The sequence below is a fragment of the Gracilibacillus sp. HCP3S3_G5_2 genome, from assembly GCF_052063305.1.
Lineage (GTDB): Bacteria > Bacillota > Bacilli > Bacillales > Amphibacillaceae > Gracilibacillus.
In genome coordinates this window covers 239,316-257,685 of sequence record NZ_JBQHXU010000004.1, presented here as the reverse complement: position 1 = coordinate 257,685, position 18,370 = coordinate 239,316, and the positions used below count along the sequence as shown (strand labels likewise).

The window sequence follows — 18,370 nt, the reverse complement described above, 5'->3', positions numbered from 1 at the left end:
GGGTCTTGAATCGAGTTAAAGTAAAAACAAAAAAAGCATGCTATCTTTGCAGATAACATGCTTTACTAATTATATGTTCCCTTCGAGAGCATCGGTCCGATTCCTATACAGATAATAAATGCCTAGAGCAAGGACGGATAAAATGATTCCTGATAGATACGGCATAAAAATCGCAACGCCATACAATATCCCACCAAGTGGAGGCCCGATAATTCGACCCAAAGAATCGAAGGATGATAACAGTCCGGTAACCTGTCCATAGCCGGAAGTTGCTTTTTTTGTTAATAAGGAAGATACACTAGGGCGAATCAAGCCATTTCCTAAACCGAAAACCGTTAGGAATATTGCTGCAGTAAGAAAATCCTGTACAAACAAAATAAGCGTAAAACCGATAGCAGAGCCTATAATACCAATTTGAATAACCTTTCCTTCTCCTAATTTTTTCGTCATTTGGCCAACTAATCCTCCCTGGACAATTGCTCCTGCCAAACCCATGATCATAAAGATATAGCCGAGTTCAACTGTTCCAAGCCCAGCCCGATCATAAGCAAAATAGGCAAACGTCGCTTCGAGTCCTGCCAAAGATACAGATACAAACCCCTGTAGAATAAAAAGATTGGCATTCGGTGATTTAATGGCTTCTAATAAGGAAGGCCGTTTTTTATCATGTACAGTCCCTTTTTCCGTTAACGATTCCTTTAAAACAAAGGTAACTAGCAAAAAGGTAACTAAGGAAGATATCCCTGATAAATAAAACGGAATCGCTAAATTACTAGAGGAAAAAACACCTCCGATAGCAGGTCCGAAAATAAAGCCAAGACCTACAGCTGCACCAATAATTCCCATTCCCTTTCCACGGTCTTCTTCACTAGTAATATCTGCTACATATGCAGTTACTGTCGGCATGTTGGCGGCAGATAGGAAACCACCAATAATTCGTGCAACGAATAACATCCATAATTGAGTGGCTAAGGCAAGCAGGAAAAAGGATAATGCTAAACCGGCAATTCCAATCATTAAGACTGGTTTCCGTCCGATTTTATCTGACATTTTTCCCCACATCGGAGCAAATAAAAATTGCATTACCGAGTAGGTTGCCATTAATAAGCCTAACTCAAATGGTGATGCGCCAAGCTCTTCTGCATAAAAAGGTAGAACTGGTATAATAATTCCGAACCCAACCATCACAAAGAACATGACGGCAAATAATATCCCTAATACTTTTTTTGAATTCAACAATCTCACTCCAAAAATGAAAGCCACCAATTCATGATGTGATGTATTAGTTACTCTTTCATGGTATATTTTTCATTCGTCATCAATAGCCTGGAAAATATAAATCTCCCTAACTACTCCATTGACTAGCTATCGTTAAAATGTCATCTGGCTTCTCTACGGTATAATCAGGCATTATATCCTGTTGAGATGCTTTTCGCTTTCGATGGTTCATCCAAACAGCTTTCCAGCCAGCTCTTTTGGCACCGATGACGTCATTTTCAAATGAATCACCAATATATATAGTGTCCTGTTTTTTTAATGGAAGATTACTCTCTATATGTTCAAAGACTTTGAGACTTGGTTTCGAGTGTCCAACATCTCCTGAGACAAAAATATGCTCAGCAGGAATCCAGTTGGTTAGCTGCAGTTGTTTCACTTTCATCATTTGGTGATCAAGCTTGCCATTGGTTAAAACTGCTAACTGCTTACCTTGCTCGGATAATTGGTTTAACAGACGCTTCATCGGCTCGAACAATTGAATTTTTTGCAGCTCTTGTAAATAGCTTTCCTGAAATTGCACGGCATCTTCGTAGCTCAGTGTAAATCCATATTCTTCACAAGCTTTTGTGATCCGATAGGTTTGTAATTCCAATGCTGTTATTTCACCGCTCATCTGCTTTTCAAACACTTCATCACTATATTTTCTACTTGCTTTATATAACGCTCCAATCTCAGACTCGGAGAAGGAGGCATCTAATTGTTGATAAACTGCATTACGAAAAGGCAGTAATTGATCATATAATGTGTCATCAACATCAAAAATAATTGTCTGCATGTTATCATTCCTCGTTTTTTCTCACTTAGCCATTTTATCACATTTTTCGCATGCAAACTGTTACGAAATTCTTACTTATTTTGAGACGGCAAATATTCGAAAGTAGAATAGGATAATAATCGTATCATTATTGGAAATTTACTAAAAATTTAATTGAAATATCATGCGAATATTGTTATAATTTTCACAAAATAAAAGGCTGCGTGTAACTGGCGAGGGTGCGGATTAACCGCAAGGGAGCACGTAGTTTCGATAGCCGCTCGCCTGGGCAAAGGTAAGGATTTATTCCTTACCTCTTTCTATTTAATTTTAATTAGGAGTGTGGTTAAAGATGAAACGAGTACACAATTTCTCAGCAGGACCATCTATGTTACCGTTAGAAGTTTTAGAAAAAGCACAAAGAGAATTGCCAAATTATAAAGACTCCGGCATGTCGGTGATGGAATTAAGTCACCGCTCAGGGCTTTTCACGGATATTATTACAGAAGCAGAAAGTCTTTTACGTGAATTGATGAATATCCCAGCTAATTACAAAGTACTTTTTGTCCAAGGTGGTGCTTCCCAACAGTTTGCAGCTGTTCCATTGAATTTAAAGAAAAACGGCAAAGCTGATTATATCAATACCGGTTCTTGGTCTAAAAAAGCAATGAAAGAAGCGAAGAAGTTTATAGAAGTTAACGAGATTGCCTCTTCTGAAGATAAGAACTTTACTTATATACCGAAAGTTGATACAAGCACCATGGATCCAGAAGCAGACTATGTCCATATTACTACTAATAATACAATTGAAGGTACGGCATTCCACGAGATTCCTGATACTGGTAATGTACCACTTGTTGCAGATATGTCTTCCAATATTTTATCTGAAGAAATAGATGTTTCAAAATTTGGGGTAATCTATGCCGGTGCCCAAAAAAATATCGGTCCTGCTGGTTTGACTGTTGTAATCGTTCGGGATGATTTAATCGGTAATGCTTCGGAACAGTGCCCGACAATGCTGGATTACCAAACACATAGTGAGAGTGGCTCTCTTTATAATACACCACCTACATTCGGGGTATATATAGCAAAGCTAGTTTTTGAATGGTTAAAAGATTTAGGTGGATTAAAAGAAATGCAAGCTCGTAATGAGAAGAAGGCAGCATTGCTGTATGATTATATTGCTCAATCTGATTTCTACCGTTCTCCAGTAAAAGAAGACAGTCGTTCTCTTATGAACATTCCTTTTGTCATTCCAGACCGTGACTTGGATGCTGAATTCGTGAAAGCAGCACAAGCAGAAGGATTGGAAACATTGAAAGGCCACCGTTCTGTTGGTGGAATGCGCGCTAGTATTTATAATGCAATGCCTGTGGAAGGTGTAGAAGATTTAGTTGCATTTATGGAGAAATTTGAACAAAACTATCAGTAAAATAAAGGAAGCAGTTCTTGTGACTGCTTCCTTTATATCTAGGTAAGCTCGAGCTCGGGGATCTTCCAGTATGAAAGTTCCTCTATACAACATCTTTTCACGATATCTTTCTATGTAAAAGCATGAAGATAAGTTGGCAATTGTGATAAGTTCTGCTATAATTCCTTTTTAGACTAATTAAGCAGTTCGTGACCATCCTGCTTTATCAAAACTAGGAGGGATTAACATGTCAGAGAATTATTATTTACCTAGGTCTGGCCCGATGCCACGACCAAATAGTGTAGAAGAGGCAAGAGAAGTATTAAAGCAAGAAGCATTTGACGCACCAAATGTGCAAAATATAACGTTTCGTGCATTAGAATTTACTGCCGTTTGTCCGAAAACAGGTCAACCAGATTTCGGGAAAGTAGAAATTTCCTATACACCACGTCATAAATGTATTGAATCAAAATCAATGAAATTTTATTTATGGTCTTTCCGTGATCACGGTGCTTTTTGTGAATCATTAGCTGCTCAAATAGCGGATGATATAATGTGGGCGATCGAACCTGCATCTGTTAATGTTACGGTATATCAGACAGCTCGTGGTGGAATTGAATTAACGACAGAAGCACATAGAGAATATACAGAATAAATATAAAGCATACTAAGATTAGTGGGTCAGATCATCGACAAATGATTTTGCCCACTATTTTTCTATTTAGAGTTATAATGAGAAGTGAAAGAAAGCTCGATCAAAGCCTCAAGGGTCATAGAATCCGTATGTAAAACCGAGCTTCTTCACTTTCATTTTGAATCAAGTTTAAGGCTGGGATGATAGAGTTTTTATCCAGCAAATTCCGAACCATAAATGGTGCAAATACCTGCGTAGGAAATATACTTCGCTTTACGAATCACCCTACGATAAATAACTGGTGACTAGAGCTTAGTCATTCGTTTCAATAGTAATTTTGTTATAGGGGCGTTAGCACTTTCGTTTTTTTATTTGCTTTCTTCCTTCGTCGGTCCCATTACACCTGGTACCTTTAATCCTGCTTGACGAAGCAGTACGGTCATTTGACCACGGTGGTGAGTTTGATGATCAATTAACGCACGTAACATAGCACCACGTGTCGATTTTTTACCGAAGCTTTCGATTTCTTCCGTTAACTGCTCATCTGTTAGCAACTTTGCTTCCTTTTCTACATCTTCTGCCAGTTGTTTATATGCTTGGACAATTGATTCTGTTTGATTAGGTACTTCACTTGGATTACCAGCTGCTTTCACATTTAAACCGATCATCCCACCAAAAAAAGCAGGAGACGTTGCTAAATGCCAACCAAGCCAACCAAGTGTGCTATGTCCTTCCACAATAGCTTGATCAAGCTTTTCATCTGTTAATGATTCAAGTACTTGGATAGTTCCTTGTGCGCTACTATTCCAATCTGCTATAAAGTCATCTACTTTACGATACACCGTTCATCAACTCCTATTTTATAGTACTTACCATTATAAAAATAACAAATTATCTCTCATATTTCATTCAATGACAATTAAGATTTCATTAAAAGATAAATAAAATAACTACCACCAATTAACGAAACGATTAAACCTACAGGTATTTCGGATGGTGCAAGGATATTTCGCCCTAACGTATCTGCTACAAGTAATAACAAAGCCCCTAATAATGCAGAAGTAATGAGCATATGCTGATGTCGTGCACCAACTAATTTCCTTGCAAGGTGAGGAATCACTAAACCGAGAAAAGCAATAGCTCCACCTACCGCTACACTTGCGCCTGCAAGTGCTACTGCAATAAATAGTAACAGCATCCTTTCTCTTTCTACATGCGTTCCAAGACCTTGTGCGGTATCATCACCAAGATGTAAAGCATCTAATGTTCCTGCCTTATAAAAGGTAATCGGCAGAAGAATGACTATCCATGGCAATAATGCTAACGTATAGCTCCAATCTGTACCGGCAATGTTACCTGAAAGCCAAATGGTTGCCTGGGTAAAATTATCAGGATCCATTTTTAACTGATAAACGATAATTAAAGCTGAAAAGGCAGCATTAATACCAATACCGACTAATATTAAGCGAATGGGAGAGACCCCATTTTTCCAAGAAATTAAATAGATTAATACAGCAGCAATCGTTGCTCCCGCAAGTGCAGCTAACGGGAGGATGAAAACCTGAGCAGTGGGGCTTCCTTGCGTTAAGTAGATATATAAAACTACCGCAAAACCAGCTCCACTATTAATTCCTAAAATACCAGGATCGGCTAAGTCATTATGGGTAACCCCTTGTAAAATCGCACCAGATATCGCCATGCCAGCTCCAATCAAGAGTGCAATCACCATCCGGGGCAAGCGGAAGTCAAATAAGATAAGCTGGCTTTGTTCACTTCCTTGTCCCATGATTGTTTTCCATACATCCAATGGAGCAATACGCATCGTCCCAGTGTTAAGTGAGATGAAAAGTGTCACAATAATCGCAAGAATAAGCCCAATCAATAGCAACCCTGTTTTTCTTTTTTGAGCTACCATTACAATCCTCTCCCTTCACGTCTGGCAAGATAGAGGAAAAAAGGAACCCCTACTAATGCAGTCATCGTACCTACTGGTGTCTCAAAGGGTGGATTCACCATCCGTGAAGCTGTATCAGCCAGTACAAGCAATAATGCACCTAAAACAGCACTTGCAGGAATGATCCATCGATAATTAACCCCTACAAGAAAACGAGTGATATGGGGGATTACCAGCCCGATAAATCCAATCGTTCCGCCCACTGCGACAGCCGCTCCTGTCAATAAGAGCACCACTAATGTTGCGCTAATTTTAATGAGAGCAGTTTGTTGCCCAAGCCCTTTTGCAACATCTTCGCCTAAGTTTAAAACGGTAATTGATTTCGATAGCAGAAGGGCGATGATAAGCCCGATAAGCACAATGGGTGCCAGTAATTGGACATGTACCCATTGGACACTAGCAACTCCGCCTGCATACCAGAAGCTCATATCCTTGGCGATATTAAAGTGAATCGCAATACCTGAAGAAAGTGCACTTAACATCGCTGTTACAGCGGTACCAGCTAATGCTAACTTGACTGGAGTAAGGCCACTTTTAGAAATAGACCCTACACCAAAAACAATACCAGCACCTAATCCGGCACCGGCAAAAGCCCAAATCATCATAGTAAAAGAGGAAACCTGAGGCGTGATCGCCATTGCCACGGCTATCATAAAGCTAGCACCAGCAGTCACTCCCATAATCGAGGGAGAAGCCAAGGCATTTCTGGTCATCCCTTGCATAATCGCACCGGAGACAGCAAGTGCAGCTCCGATCAGTGCCGCTGCTAAACCACGGGGAATACGTAAATTTCGGATAATTTGATGGGCAGTTTCATTCGGATCAAATTGGGTAAAACTATTCCAAACAGTTGGCAAATCGATTTCTGCCGCACCATATATAACGGACAATACTAAGGATAGCAGAAGGATAATAACACCGCCGATAATGATAAAAGAAGCAACAAGCGGCCTAGATTTTTGTTTGTTATTTCTAGATACTGACATTCTTTATATACTCCTTCATAAATTGAGGACTATTATCATTCTAGTATAAGGGAAAAGGGGGAATATTGGTAGTATAGTCGTATTGATTATTGAAAGAAAATACTTGTAATTGAAAATGAAAATTGTTATCATTTACTTTGATAAATAGTATTACATAGCCTAAAGGGGGAACTTATAAAGGTGAAAGCGTATAGAAAAGGTTGGTTAATATGCGTAACTGCCGCTTTTTTACTACTAGTAGCAGCTTGCGGTAATAATGAAGATACAGAATCTGTAGATGAAAACGAAGCAACCGAAAGTCAAAATGCTGATGATTCAACTACAGTAGATGAAGATACAAGAACTATAACAGATGCAATGGGGCATGAAGTAGAAGTTCCAGCAAATCCGGAACGAGTGATTGGTTCTTACCTAGAGGATTATTTAGTTGCATTAGGCATTACACCAGTTGCACAATGGTCGGTGCGCGATGGTGAGGATATCCAGGAATATTTGCAGGATGATTTAGACGGTATCCCAACCATTCCAAGTGATTTACCGTATGAAGCAGTGACGTCATTTGATCCAGACTTGTTACTAATAGATTCAGCAAGTATGGTAGAAGATAATAAATATGACCAGTATAACAAAATTGCACCAACCTTTGTTGTTGGAGCAGAAGATAATAATGATTGGCGAACAAAATTACAATTGATCGCTGAAGTCTTTGGTATGGAAGAGAAGGCAGAAGAAGTGTTAGCAGAGTATGAAACAAAAGCGGAAGATGCAAAAGAGCAAATTCAAGGAGCTATAGGTGACGAATCCGTTGCTGCTTTATGGCTATTTGCTGATACCTTTTACATTGTAAGTGAGAACTTGTCCAGTGGAGAGTTATTATATAACGAATTAGGCTTGACAGCTCCAAGCGTAGTATCTGAGATTTCAGAAACGACAACGGCGAACTGGTCAGAAATCTCTTTAGAAAAACTAGCAGAATTAGAAGCAGATCACATTATCTTAGTGAATAGTGATAATGGATCAAGTGTATTAGACGACCCTATCTGGCAAAACATTCCGGCCGTACAAAAAGATAATATTTATGAGTTTGATCAGGATTCTAGCTGGCTGTATGCAGGTCCAATCGCTAATAGTCAGATGATTGACGATGCACTGGAAAGTTTAGTTGAATAAGGAAAAAAGACGCTGACCATTAGGTTCCAGCGTCTTTTTAAAGTATGAAGAGGAAATTTGCTTGCGCCAGTTACTGTTTTCTGGATGATCAATTTCTCCAGTAATGCTCTAGTAAATGCTTCATAGAAAGTATTACTAGGGCTCTGCTCTCATTTCCAGAGAAGTAATTGTAACGGTAAAACAAAAAAGAAAGTGAGAATTCCCATAACTTTCATAAATAAGTCATTAATAGGTGGTGGTTGTTGATTGTTGTAGATTCGTAGATTGTAAATGTATGAGACCAATTGCAGCTCTTCTTACTTTTTCCCTTGCTTGTAATATGGAGGTGCTTTCTAAGTGTTGACCTGATGGATAAATATTAGTGGCATTTCGTAAACCGAACTTTAACATGATAGGGGATGCAACTCTGACAATCTCAGGTATTTCATAATAGCGAATAAAACCTCCCAAATTATCAGGAGATTCGACATACATGTCCAGCGTTAAATCAATAGATTGTCGGAATGCGGAAATTTTTGCTAAAGAAAGATCACCAGGTATGTTTAACGTAGTGGCTCCCATGTCTTGGAACACCTTCCCTGTTACAGGATTGGTCGGACTCATTAGAGCGGAAACTTTTACAACAAAATCCTCTGGTATTTCTCCAGATTTTTTGGCTTCGCCTATAAGGTGAAGCAATCCTTCATCCGCTACTAAAATACTGTTAATTCCAAGATCGATAGCACGAAAAATGTCCTCTAGTGCATAGCTTAGCTGATCGATACCAGCATGACGCCAGCCTAAGGTCGGACTGATATGCGCGCTAGCTCCCGTATCAAAGGCCATTCTAGGTCCAATAAACAGACATACCTCGATGTTTTGCTCCCGCCCCAAAGTCACCATTTCTATTATTTCTTGATTACTAAGTAACATAATGCCGCTACCTTGAGATACACGGTTAACATGGACGCCTTGTTTTTTTGCCTCGTCAATCACAGCCTTCATCGTTGCCACACCTTCAACCGAAGGGATTTCAATACGGAAGTTCCCCCCATCCTTAAATGTTTGGGAGGAATCTGGGAGCTCGTGGCAATCTGTTACAGGAAATTTTAACCTTTTTAAAAGTGTTTGTGATTTTTTCAGCATTCGCTCAACTCCTATTTATCGAGTTCTTTTTTTTAGATCATCCAATAAGTCTAGTATATGGGATTTCATCAAGTTTCTTGCTTGAGAAGGGTTTCTTTCTTTAATTGCCTGTGCAATGAGAATATGATAGTTTGCAGCCTTCTCATTTTGTGATTTAATCTTCATCGAATGGCGACGGCTATCATATAATAAATCGCTAATAAGGGTCATCATTTTCAGCAACACGTCATTTTTGGCAGCTTGTGCGATCAAATAATGGAATTCTATGTCCTCAGCTAGAAAATCTTCCCCAGCAAGCATCTTCTTTTGCATCACTCTGGCACATTGCAAAATTCTCTTTACTTCATCTTCACTGCCTCGATCTGCGACGATTGCTGCTAATTCTGGTTCTATAACAAGTCGAGCTTCTGTGAGTTGTTCGATGGAGGAATTCTCCAGTAAATCAAATGTTAGATTCGGATTTTCACTTAACTGAGTTGCTACAAAAGTCCCCCTTCCTTGCTCCACCCGTAAAATTCTTTGCTGGCTCAAAATCTTTATTGCTTCTCTGACAGAAGAAATACTGACATTTAATTGCTCTGATAATGCTTGCACCGTTGGGATTTTATCGCCTGCCTTCCATTTTCCCTCCCGGATATTTTTCTTAATTTCTTCATAAACGATTTCATAGATTAATTTTTTCTTTTTCATTATGTTAGTCGTCCTTTTAGTGATTGATTTTTTGTAAATATTTAGAATTTTCCTATTTACATTTTATAGCATTTATCATATGATTTCAATATATAATAAAATTCATCATATGAATTAAGAGGGGTGTTGCTTTTGTGAAAATTACAGACGTAAAAACGTACATTGCGGGTAATGGATGGAAAAATTGGGTGTTTGTTCAGGTTGAAACGGATGAAGGGATTCATGGTATTGGGGAAGCAACCTTGAACGCATTCGGAAAAACTGTCGAAGCAGCAGTACATGAATTAAAGCCATATGTGATGGGAAAAGATCCATTCGATGTGGAAAAGCACTCACTTAGCATGTTCCGAGATGTATTCTCAGATGGTGGCCAGATTCAAGGAGCTGCCTTATCTGGAATTGAGTTTGCTTGCTGGGATATCATCGGGAAAGCGTTAGGTCAACCTGTTTATAAATTGTTAGGTGGAAAATGTCATGAACAATTACGTGTTTATGCCAATGGCTGGTATACGAGTGGTGAAAGAACCCCAGAAAACTTTTATCAAATGGCTAAAAGAGTTGTAGAAAAAGGTTATACAGCACTAAAATTTGATCCTTTTGGTTCTGCCTGGAAGGTGGTAGATCGTCCGGATTTCTCCTTAGCGATTGAATTAATCGCTGCAGTAAGAGATGCTGTGGGAAAGGATGTAGATGTATTGATCGAGGGTCATAACCGTTTTAGTGTGCATACGGCAATTCGATTTGCAGAGGAAATGGCCCGATATGAACCCACATGGTTTGAAGCACCGGTACCACCACAAAGCGTCTCTTCGATGATTGAAGTTGCTAAGCGAAGTCCGGTTCCTATTGCCTGTGGTGAAGATTACTATTGTAAGGAGCAGTTTGCTGAATTGTTATCCTATAACCAGGTCCATATTATTCAATTAGAGCCACAATTTATGGGGTTAACTGCGGCTAAACAGGTGGCTGGAATGGTGAACGCTTTTAATGGAGTAATTGCTCCGCATAGTGCCCAAGGACCATTATGTTCCATCGTTTGTACTCATTTAAATACAGCAACACCGAATTTCTTTATTCATGAAATATTTGATGATTTTAATGAGCCTTGGACGAAGCAGGTACTTACAGATACATTAGAAATCAAAGACGGCTATATTGCGGTAAGTGAACGACCTGGCTGGGGAACAGACTTGAATCTAGAAGAAATTAAGAAGCATCCGTACCGAGGAGAAAATTTTTTGCCTTTATTTAGGGATGGATGGGAAAAGCGAGAGCCGGTTAAAAACTTTATGTAAAATTGGTTAGATAGTAATACATGACATTCAGGTATGTTGAATAGTGTGTATTCTATATAATGTAAGCGCAAACACAAAAGGGGTGATAATGTAATGGTAAAGAAAATTATGTTGTTAGTACTGTTGGGATTGATGTTTGCCTTTGTGGTAGCTTGTAATAATGATGATGTAGCTGATTCTGGAAGTGATGCAGAAGAGACAGAAATGAATGCAGATGCAGAGGCTTCAGAGATAATGGGAGGCGATGCAGAAAATGCTACTGAATTAACTTTTTGGACATTTCAGGAATTGCACTTAGACTTTTTCCGAGTTGCAGTAGAACGTTGGAATGAAGAGTTCCCTGATCGGGCTATATCATTAAAAGCAGAAGCATATCCATATGATAATATGCACAATAATTTGTTACTGGCATTACAATCAGGTACGGGTGCACCAGACATAGCAGATATTGAGCTGAATCGATTCCCTAATTTCATGCAAGGAGAACCACAATTATTACCAATGAACGATTATGTAGAGTCCGTGTTAGATCAATTTATAGAATCACGGTTTGATATTTATGCTAAAGATGAGAACTATTACGGAATCCCATTTCATGTAGGAGCAACAGTTGCTTATTATAACCAGGAAATTATGGATGAAGCAGGGGTAGATATCGACACGATTGAAACTTGGGATGATTACATGGAAGCTGGTCAACAGGTGGTAGAAAATACAGATGCAAAAATGATTACTTTTGAGACAGGTGATATTTGGTCATTTTGGCCACTAATTCGTCAACAAGGCTCTGACTATTTTGATGAAGATGGCAATATTATTATTAACAATGAGACAAATGTTAACACGCTACAGCTTATGTATGACATGATTTATGAGCAAGAAATTGCTGATATTACCCCAGGTGGAGAAGTACATGTGGAGGAATTCTATGGCTTTATGAATGATGGTGGTCAAGCATCATTGATAATGCCAATGTGGTATATGGGTCGCTTTACGGATTATATGCCTGATTTAGAAGGGAAAATGGTAATCCGTCCAATGCCAAAATGGTCTGAAGATGGTAACCGATCTGCGGGTGCAGGTGGAACGGGAACTGTAGTCACGAATCAAACAGAACATGCTGAATTGGCGCAAGATTTTTTAGCATATGCAAAATTATCTGAAGAAGGAAATATTGCCATTTGGGAAGTTTTAGGATTTGATCCGCCAATGTGGACGGTATGGGATAGTGAAGAAATACGAAAAGATAACAAATTCTATCAATATTTTGGAGAAGATATCTTTGATACGTTATTAGAGCTTCGAGATGAAATTGAATCAATAAACATTACCGAAAAGAATCCCGATATGCAGCAGGAGCTAACGACCAACACTTTTAACAGTGTATTACGTCAGCAATCGCAAACAGCACAAGAAGCACTCGATCAAGCTGCGGCTACATTAGGGGAATAGTTGAAACAGATGTAAGTTTTTATAGAAGACTTTGAGAGGCTGGGACAAAAGAATTGTGAAGAAGGAAAAATCCGGAGATTAATATCTATTCGCACTCCGCTCTTCGGTTAAATACTTCGCTTTCAGTGGGCACAGCTTCAGCTTGTGCTGATCCTACAGGAGTATTCGTATTTTACCTACGTTGAATCAGATTGTTCGGATTCTCATTCTTCCTATTTCGTTTTGTCTCAGTCTTTTATATGAGTAGATAGGCAAGCATAATCCCAATCGCACCAAACACAAAAGAATAGCTTAGATTGTAATAAGTAATATAATATGGACTTTGCTTCAGGCTCATCGATGTAATCGTAACAACAAGGCCATAGGTTCCGATTGGTACGGTGGACACCCCGCCAATTATTAAGCTTACAGCTAGACTTAACGGGCTTAAAATGTCGATCAACACAGGACTAATCCCACTTAAAATCCCCATTGTCGCAACCGGATGAACACCAAACATACTCAATACGACAAAAAGTAATTGGATAATAATTAGTATTAATATTGGATAATCAGATACAAATAAAAGCGGATCCTGCAACATCAACAGGACAGAAGATTCATTTAACATACTTGTAAAAAGAGCTAACGTTACAAACAACACGACGAAATTATCCATATTATTCATGCTGTTCTTCCAACGATACCAACCAATTGTCCAAAAACTTTTCCATCTACCAATAGCAAGTGCCCATAAACAAGCAAAAGGAAATACTAATAACGTAACAGTTAAGATAAATTCTAGGTCAAACAAATTACCGATACCGATTACTAATAAGAGAAATGAGCATAAGGCAACTACCAATTGAATGACCTTTGATCGATTTTGATTGTTTTGTTGGTGAGAATTGGAAAATTGAACGTCTGGATAAGGATATTTTTTAAAATATAATCGCCCCCACAAACTATCCAGTCCATACATGAGAGCGGTGATGAGTATCATCCATGGTAGTAATTCTGCATAGTTAACTCCGGTAATAAAAATCCCCATTGCCAGTAATACCTCTAAAGGACTCCAAGGTAGTGCTAGTGAATATCCTCTTAACGTTGCCATCATAATAATCTTATTAGCAACTTTCTTCTGAACCGGCTTTAAATTATCCACTAGAATATCTTGTGCAATCGTTGCAGAAGATACATTTAAAAATGCTGTTAGCGACATCATTGCTGTTGTGCTTCGTTGATATAACTGACCTAAATTCCGGACATTCCCTCTTAACAAATGCTGCATTAATTTATCAAATCGTCCCGCTTGAACGGCACTATTCATCCAAGGTAGGACGGCTAGCAATGTTAATAACGATAAGTTCCCAGCAAGTAAGGGGATCACTTCCCACACTGTTAGGGTAGTAGAGGAAAATAATAATACCCCTATAACAGAAAATCCTAAACCTAAGGTTTGAAACAATCGAGAAGCTCTACTAAAACTAATGGCAAGCATGATGATAGAAAACGCTCCTAATATATAGGATAGATAGGGGTTTGGGAAAAATACCGAAATAATATGTAAAAGAAAAATCAATGCGAAAAAGATGTACAGATTCTTCATGAGATGAACCTTCTTTCTTATCTACTGTCCTTATCATAACATATGATACAATAGATAAGCTGACTGCAATTGATTGTTTATGATCGTATATGATTGACAATGATTACTTGTGGTTGTAAAATAGATGTAAGCGATTAACATGCTAATGGGGAGAAGTGACTTATGCTGACGATTGAACGGCACCAAATTATTTTATCGTTATTAAGAGAAAAAGATGTCGTAACAGTGAAAGAAATGTGTGAAATTACCAATGCTTCAGAATCAACCATTCGTAGAGATTTAACAGAGTTAGAGAAACAGCAATATATTAAACGAGTTCATGGTGGCGCATCTTTATTAAAAAAGAAACGAGAGGAACCAACCCTTCTTGAGAAGTCGACGATCCATCAACAGGAAAAAAGCGTGATTGCGCAAAAAGCCGCTTCTTTTATTGAAGAGGGTGATTCGCTATATTTGGATGCTGGTTCATCAACAATCGAGTTAATTCCTTTTTTAACGAATAAATCAGTCATGGTTGTTACCAATGGGATCCCTCATGTGCAATTACTGATTGAATATGGGATCGAAGCCTATTGTATTTCTGGGAAGGCTAAGAAGGGGACTGCTGCTCTCGTAGGAACGAAAGCAGTCGAAGCAATCAAAGAATATCGTTTTGACAAATGCTTTCTTGGTATTAACGGTATCCATCCTGAACAAGGATTAACCACTCCGGATCCGGAAGAGGCAAGTGTAAAACAAACAGCATTGGCACAATCACAATCGAGATATGTATTAGCAGATCCATCGAAGTTTGGAGAAGTGTCATTCGCTAATGTAGCCGATTTAGCGAGTGTGCATATTATTACGACCGACGGTTTATCAGACGAACAACAAGAAGCTATTAGCAAGCAAACAACTTTGGAGGTGGTACCGTTATGATTTATACCATAACGTTAAATCCGGCAATTGATTATGTCGTTAGGCTAAAAGCTTTTCAACCCGGTAAAGTAAATCGAAGCGATTCCGATTATAAAGAAGCTGGAGGTAAAGGAATCAATGTCTCCCGTGTATTGAACCGGTTGGGGGTGCGATCAACAGCATTAGGCTTTGTAGGAGGCTTTACTGGGACCTTTATTACCGATTATTTGACGAAGATAAAGATTGACCATGATTTTGTTTCCTTAAAAGAGGATACGAGAATAAATATCAAGCTAAAAATAGATGGAGAAGAATCGGAAGTAAACGGCGCTTCGCCGACTATTGAGGAAGAAGCATATCAAGAATTTCTTCGAAAGCTTGAGCAATTAAAACAAGGTGACATCGTTATTTTGGCAGGAAGCTTGCCAAACTCATTGTCAACAAGTGTATACAAGGAAATTGTTGTGATGCTGAAACAAAAAGGTGTGATGACGATTTTAGACACGAGTGGGACACCTTTCGCAGAAGCGATTCATGCGAGTCCGGCGTTTATAAAACCAAATCATCATGAATTAGCGGAGCTGTTTCATACATCAGTAAAGGATGCTGAGGATGTTATACCATTAGCGACAAGACTTCATCAAGAACAGCAAATTGATCATGTACTAGTATCGATGGCAAAAGAAGGAGCTATTTATGTGGGTAAAGGTGGTGTGATGAAATTAACTGCACCACAAGGAACAGCAGTCCACTCAGTAGGGGCCGGAGATTCTGCTGTAGCTGGTTTTATCTACGGCTGGCAGTCATTCGAAAATGCCGAAGCAGCTGCGAAATATGCAGTTGCGGCAGGGAGCGCTACGGCATTTTCTAAAACATTATGTACGAAGGAAGAAGTGGCAGCATTACTACCACAAGTTAGCGTAACGTATATATAAACAGTACTTTAAGAAAGGATAGGAGCTATGAAAATAACAGAGCTATTAAAACGTGACATTATTGTGATAGATGCTAGTGCACAATCTAAAGAAGAAATAATAGAAGAAATGGCTACTAGATTAGCTGAGGGCAATTATCTTCATGATAAGGAGCAGTTTGTCCAAGCGATCTGGGATCGAGAAAAACAAAGCAGTACAGGTATCGGGGAGAATGTAGCCATTCCTCATGCTAAAACAAGTGCCGTATCTAAACCTGCTATTGCCTTTGCCAGATCTATAAGTGGACTAAATTATGATTCATTGGATGGTCAACCGGCACATTTATTCTTTATGATAGCTGCCAGTGAAGGGGCTAACAATGATCATTTACAAACACTATCAAGATTATCCACTTTACTAATAGATCAAGATTTCCGTGAACAATTAATGGAAGCAAAGGACGAAGCAGATATTTTACGAATAATTGATGCAAAAGAGCAAGAAAAAATAGGAAAGGCAGAGGAAGAAGCAGCAAATAACGAAACTTCTGGTCCGGAATTATTAGCTGTAACAGGATGTCCGACAGGTATCGCCCACACCTATATGGCAGCAGATGCTTTAAAGGATAAAGCAAAAGAATTAGGTGTCTCCATTAAAGTAGAAACAAACGGTTCTGATGGAGTAAAAAACCGTCTAACAGAGGAAGAAATTAAAAATGCTAAAGCCATTATTGTTGCAGCAGATACAAAGATAGAGTTGGATCGTTTTGCTGGTAAGCAAGTGCTACGTCGTGGGGTAACAGACGGTATTCGCAAGCCTGAAGAATTATTGAATACAGCATTGAGTGGCAATGCACCGGTTTATCAAAGTGATGGTAGCGGTGAGGGAGCCAGTTCAAGTGGTGAACGTACAGGGTTCTATAAACATTTAATGAACGGTGTATCCAATATGCTACCTTTCGTTGTCGGTGGTGGGGTATTGATTGCCATTTCTTTCTTCTTTGGTATTCATTCGGCTGATCCGGATCATGCAGATTATAATGCTTTTGCAGCAGCGATTAACACAATTGGTGGAGAGTATGCCTTTGGTTTAATGGTTGCGGTATTAGCAGGTTTTATTGGTATGAGTATTGCCGATAGACCAGGGTTTGCTCCAGCTATGATCGGTGGTTTGATGGCATATGCAGGTGACGCTGGTTTCCTTGGTGGTTTGATCGCAGGTTTCTTAGGTGGTTATGTCGCATTAGGTGTAAAGAAGCTCTTAGCAAATTTACCAAAAGCATTTGATGGGATTAAAACGATTTTATTTTATCCGGTTATTAACATTTTTGTTACCGGGATGATTATGTACGTGATCATTGAACCAATTGCAGCCATTATGTCTGGTTTACAATCATGGCTAGGTGGTTTAACAGGTACAAATGCATTACTATTAGGTTTGATTTTAGGTGGAATGATGGCTCTTGATATGGGTGGTCCAATTAACAAAACAGCTTTCACATTTGGTATCGCAATGATCGAAGCAGGAAACTTAGGACCACATGCGGCTGTTATGGCAGGTGGTATGGTGCCACCATTAGCATTGGCACTTGCAACAACCATCTTCCGTAATAAGTTCACACAAGCAGAGCGTGATGCAGGTAAGACAAACTATGCTTTAGGAGCATTCTTTATTACAGAAGGCGCAATTCCGTTTGCGGCATCAGATCCAGGAAGAGTAATTCCTTCTATGACTGTGGGAGCAGCAATTGCCGGTGGATTGGCACTATTCTTTGGAATTGGTTTACCAGCGCCACACGGTGGAATATTTGTTGTTCCGACGGTTGAAGGAAGCTGGCTAATGTATGTCGTCTCCATTCTTATTGGTACTATCGTTTCGGCATTAATGATTGGCTTGTGGAAGAAACCATTGGAGAAAAAAGAATAAAGAGGGTCAAAAGGCTATTTCGCTTGTTTGCGAAATAGCTTTTTCATATTTGTTTTCAGATTAGTTATGTCCCAGCGACTTTTACTAATCAATTATTCTGATAGAATCCATTTTATAAAAAGTATAAAATGGGAATTATATATTCATAGAAAACAGGCTTCTAGGCTTCTTAGCAAACGTAAGATTATCCCAGCAGTATTGGAATGATATCATCTAACCGATTGTCAATAGATTTTACACGCTTCTTTCTAATATATTACAAAAATATTAAAATATATGAAAACTAGTATTTTTTT

16 protein-coding genes and 1 riboswitch are annotated in these 18,370 nt (G+C 38.9%); of the genes, 8 read left to right on the top strand and 8 right to left on the bottom strand.

Translation table 11 applies throughout. From position 1 onward, the window contains the following. Positions 1 to 69: 69 nt before the first annotated feature. Together ACTNEP_RS08245 and ACTNEP_RS08240 are read right to left on the bottom strand one after the other, a co-directional pair. The gene (locus ACTNEP_RS08245) at positions 70 to 1,236 is read right to left on the bottom strand and encodes an MFS transporter (RefSeq protein ID WP_441161363.1); all 1,167 of its coding nucleotides are present in this window, start codon (positions 1,234 to 1,236) and stop codon (positions 70 to 72) included. 109 nt (positions 1,237 to 1,345) lie between these two features. Further along, positions 1,346 to 2,053, bottom strand: coding sequence for an HAD family hydrolase (locus ACTNEP_RS08240; protein ID WP_441161361.1), 708 nt, complete (start codon positions 2,051 to 2,053; stop codon positions 1,346 to 1,348). 195 nt (positions 2,054 to 2,248) lie between these two features. Continuing rightward, positions 2,249 to 2,330: riboswitch (ZMP/ZTP riboswitch) on the top strand. Between the two features lie 54 nt (positions 2,331 to 2,384). Between ACTNEP_RS08240 and serC the strand changes: the two genes are divergently transcribed. Together serC and queF are read left to right on the top strand one after the other, a co-directional pair. After that, positions 2,385 to 3,464, top strand: coding sequence for a 3-phosphoserine/phosphohydroxythreonine transaminase (serC, locus tag ACTNEP_RS08235; RefSeq protein ID WP_441161359.1), 1,080 nt, complete (start codon positions 2,385 to 2,387; stop codon positions 3,462 to 3,464). Between the two features lie 226 nt (positions 3,465 to 3,690). Continuing rightward, entirely contained in the window at positions 3,691 to 4,098 is a 408-nt protein-coding gene (gene queF / locus ACTNEP_RS08230; protein WP_441161358.1) for a preQ(1) synthase, read from the top strand. Positions 4,099 to 4,445: 347 nt separating this feature from the next. On the opposite strand, the gene ACTNEP_RS08225 is transcribed toward queF, so the two are convergent. The 3 genes from ACTNEP_RS08225 to ACTNEP_RS08215 form a co-directional block, all read right to left on the bottom strand. After that, a complete protein-coding gene (locus ACTNEP_RS08225; protein WP_441161357.1) occupies positions 4,446 to 4,919 on the bottom strand; it encodes a DinB family protein in 474 nt (157 codons plus the stop codon). A gap of 77 nt (positions 4,920 to 4,996) precedes the next feature. Next, complete coding sequence (locus ACTNEP_RS08220; RefSeq protein ID WP_441161356.1) at positions 4,997 to 5,992, bottom strand: FecCD family ABC transporter permease; 996 nt, start codon at positions 5,990 to 5,992, stop codon at positions 4,997 to 4,999. Further along, positions 5,992 to 7,017 (bottom strand): FecCD family ABC transporter permease, encoded by a 1,026-nt coding sequence (locus ACTNEP_RS08215; RefSeq protein WP_441161354.1) that lies wholly within the window; start codon positions 7,015 to 7,017, stop codon positions 5,992 to 5,994. Before ACTNEP_RS08215 ends, ACTNEP_RS08220 begins: the two co-directional genes overlap by 1 nt. A gap of 180 nt (positions 7,018 to 7,197) precedes the next feature. Here ACTNEP_RS08215 and ACTNEP_RS08210 point away from each other — a divergent pair, with 180 nt between their 5' ends. After that, positions 7,198 to 8,187 carry an ABC transporter substrate-binding protein gene (locus ACTNEP_RS08210; protein WP_441161353.1) on the top strand — a complete coding sequence of 330 codons (990 nt, stop codon included), beginning with the start codon at positions 7,198 to 7,200 and terminating at the stop codon, positions 8,185 to 8,187. 225 nt (positions 8,188 to 8,412) lie between these two features. Here ACTNEP_RS08210 and ACTNEP_RS08205 read toward each other — a convergent pair whose 3' ends face one another. Together ACTNEP_RS08205 and ACTNEP_RS08200 are read right to left on the bottom strand one after the other, a co-directional pair. Further along, a complete protein-coding gene (locus ACTNEP_RS08205; protein WP_441161352.1) occupies positions 8,413 to 9,312 on the bottom strand; it encodes a U32 family peptidase in 900 nt (299 codons plus the stop codon). A gap of 15 nt (positions 9,313 to 9,327) precedes the next feature. Continuing rightward, a complete protein-coding gene (locus ACTNEP_RS08200) occupies positions 9,328 to 10,002 on the bottom strand; it encodes a FadR/GntR family transcriptional regulator (protein WP_441161351.1) in 675 nt (224 codons plus the stop codon). A gap of 134 nt (positions 10,003 to 10,136) precedes the next feature. Here ACTNEP_RS08200 and ACTNEP_RS08195 point away from each other — a divergent pair, with 134 nt between their 5' ends. Together ACTNEP_RS08195 and ACTNEP_RS08190 are read left to right on the top strand one after the other, a co-directional pair. Further along, the gene (locus ACTNEP_RS08195) at positions 10,137 to 11,297 is read left to right on the top strand and encodes a mandelate racemase/muconate lactonizing enzyme family protein (RefSeq protein ID WP_441161350.1); all 1,161 of its coding nucleotides are present in this window, start codon (positions 10,137 to 10,139) and stop codon (positions 11,295 to 11,297) included. 93 nt (positions 11,298 to 11,390) lie between these two features. Next, positions 11,391 to 12,749 carry an ABC transporter substrate-binding protein gene (locus tag ACTNEP_RS08190; protein WP_441161349.1) on the top strand — a complete coding sequence of 453 codons (1,359 nt, stop codon included), beginning with the start codon at positions 11,391 to 11,393 and terminating at the stop codon, positions 12,747 to 12,749. A gap of 235 nt (positions 12,750 to 12,984) precedes the next feature. Here ACTNEP_RS08190 and ACTNEP_RS08185 read toward each other — a convergent pair whose 3' ends face one another. Beyond that, positions 12,985 to 14,337, bottom strand: a complete 1,353-nt coding sequence (locus ACTNEP_RS08185) for a hypothetical protein (protein WP_441161348.1) — start codon at positions 14,335 to 14,337, stop codon at positions 12,985 to 12,987. 162 nt (positions 14,338 to 14,499) lie between these two features. Between ACTNEP_RS08185 and ACTNEP_RS08180 the strand changes: the two genes are divergently transcribed. The 3 genes from ACTNEP_RS08180 to ACTNEP_RS08170 are packed head-to-tail and all read left to right on the top strand — an operon-like array spanning position 14,500 to position 18,074. After that, positions 14,500 to 15,255: a DeoR/GlpR family DNA-binding transcription regulator gene (locus tag ACTNEP_RS08180; RefSeq protein WP_441161347.1), complete on the top strand. Its 756-nt coding sequence runs from the start codon at positions 14,500 to 14,502 to the stop codon at positions 15,253 to 15,255. Continuing rightward, positions 15,252 to 16,169 (top strand): 1-phosphofructokinase, encoded by a 918-nt coding sequence (gene pfkB / locus ACTNEP_RS08175; protein WP_441161346.1) that lies wholly within the window; start codon positions 15,252 to 15,254, stop codon positions 16,167 to 16,169. The genes ACTNEP_RS08180 and pfkB overlap by 4 nt, the downstream gene beginning before the upstream one ends. Before the next feature lie 27 nt (positions 16,170 to 16,196). Then, a complete protein-coding gene (locus ACTNEP_RS08170) occupies positions 16,197 to 18,074 on the top strand; it encodes a PTS fructose transporter subunit IIABC (protein ID WP_441161345.1) in 1,878 nt (625 codons plus the stop codon). Positions 18,075 to 18,370: the final 296 nt, after the last annotated feature.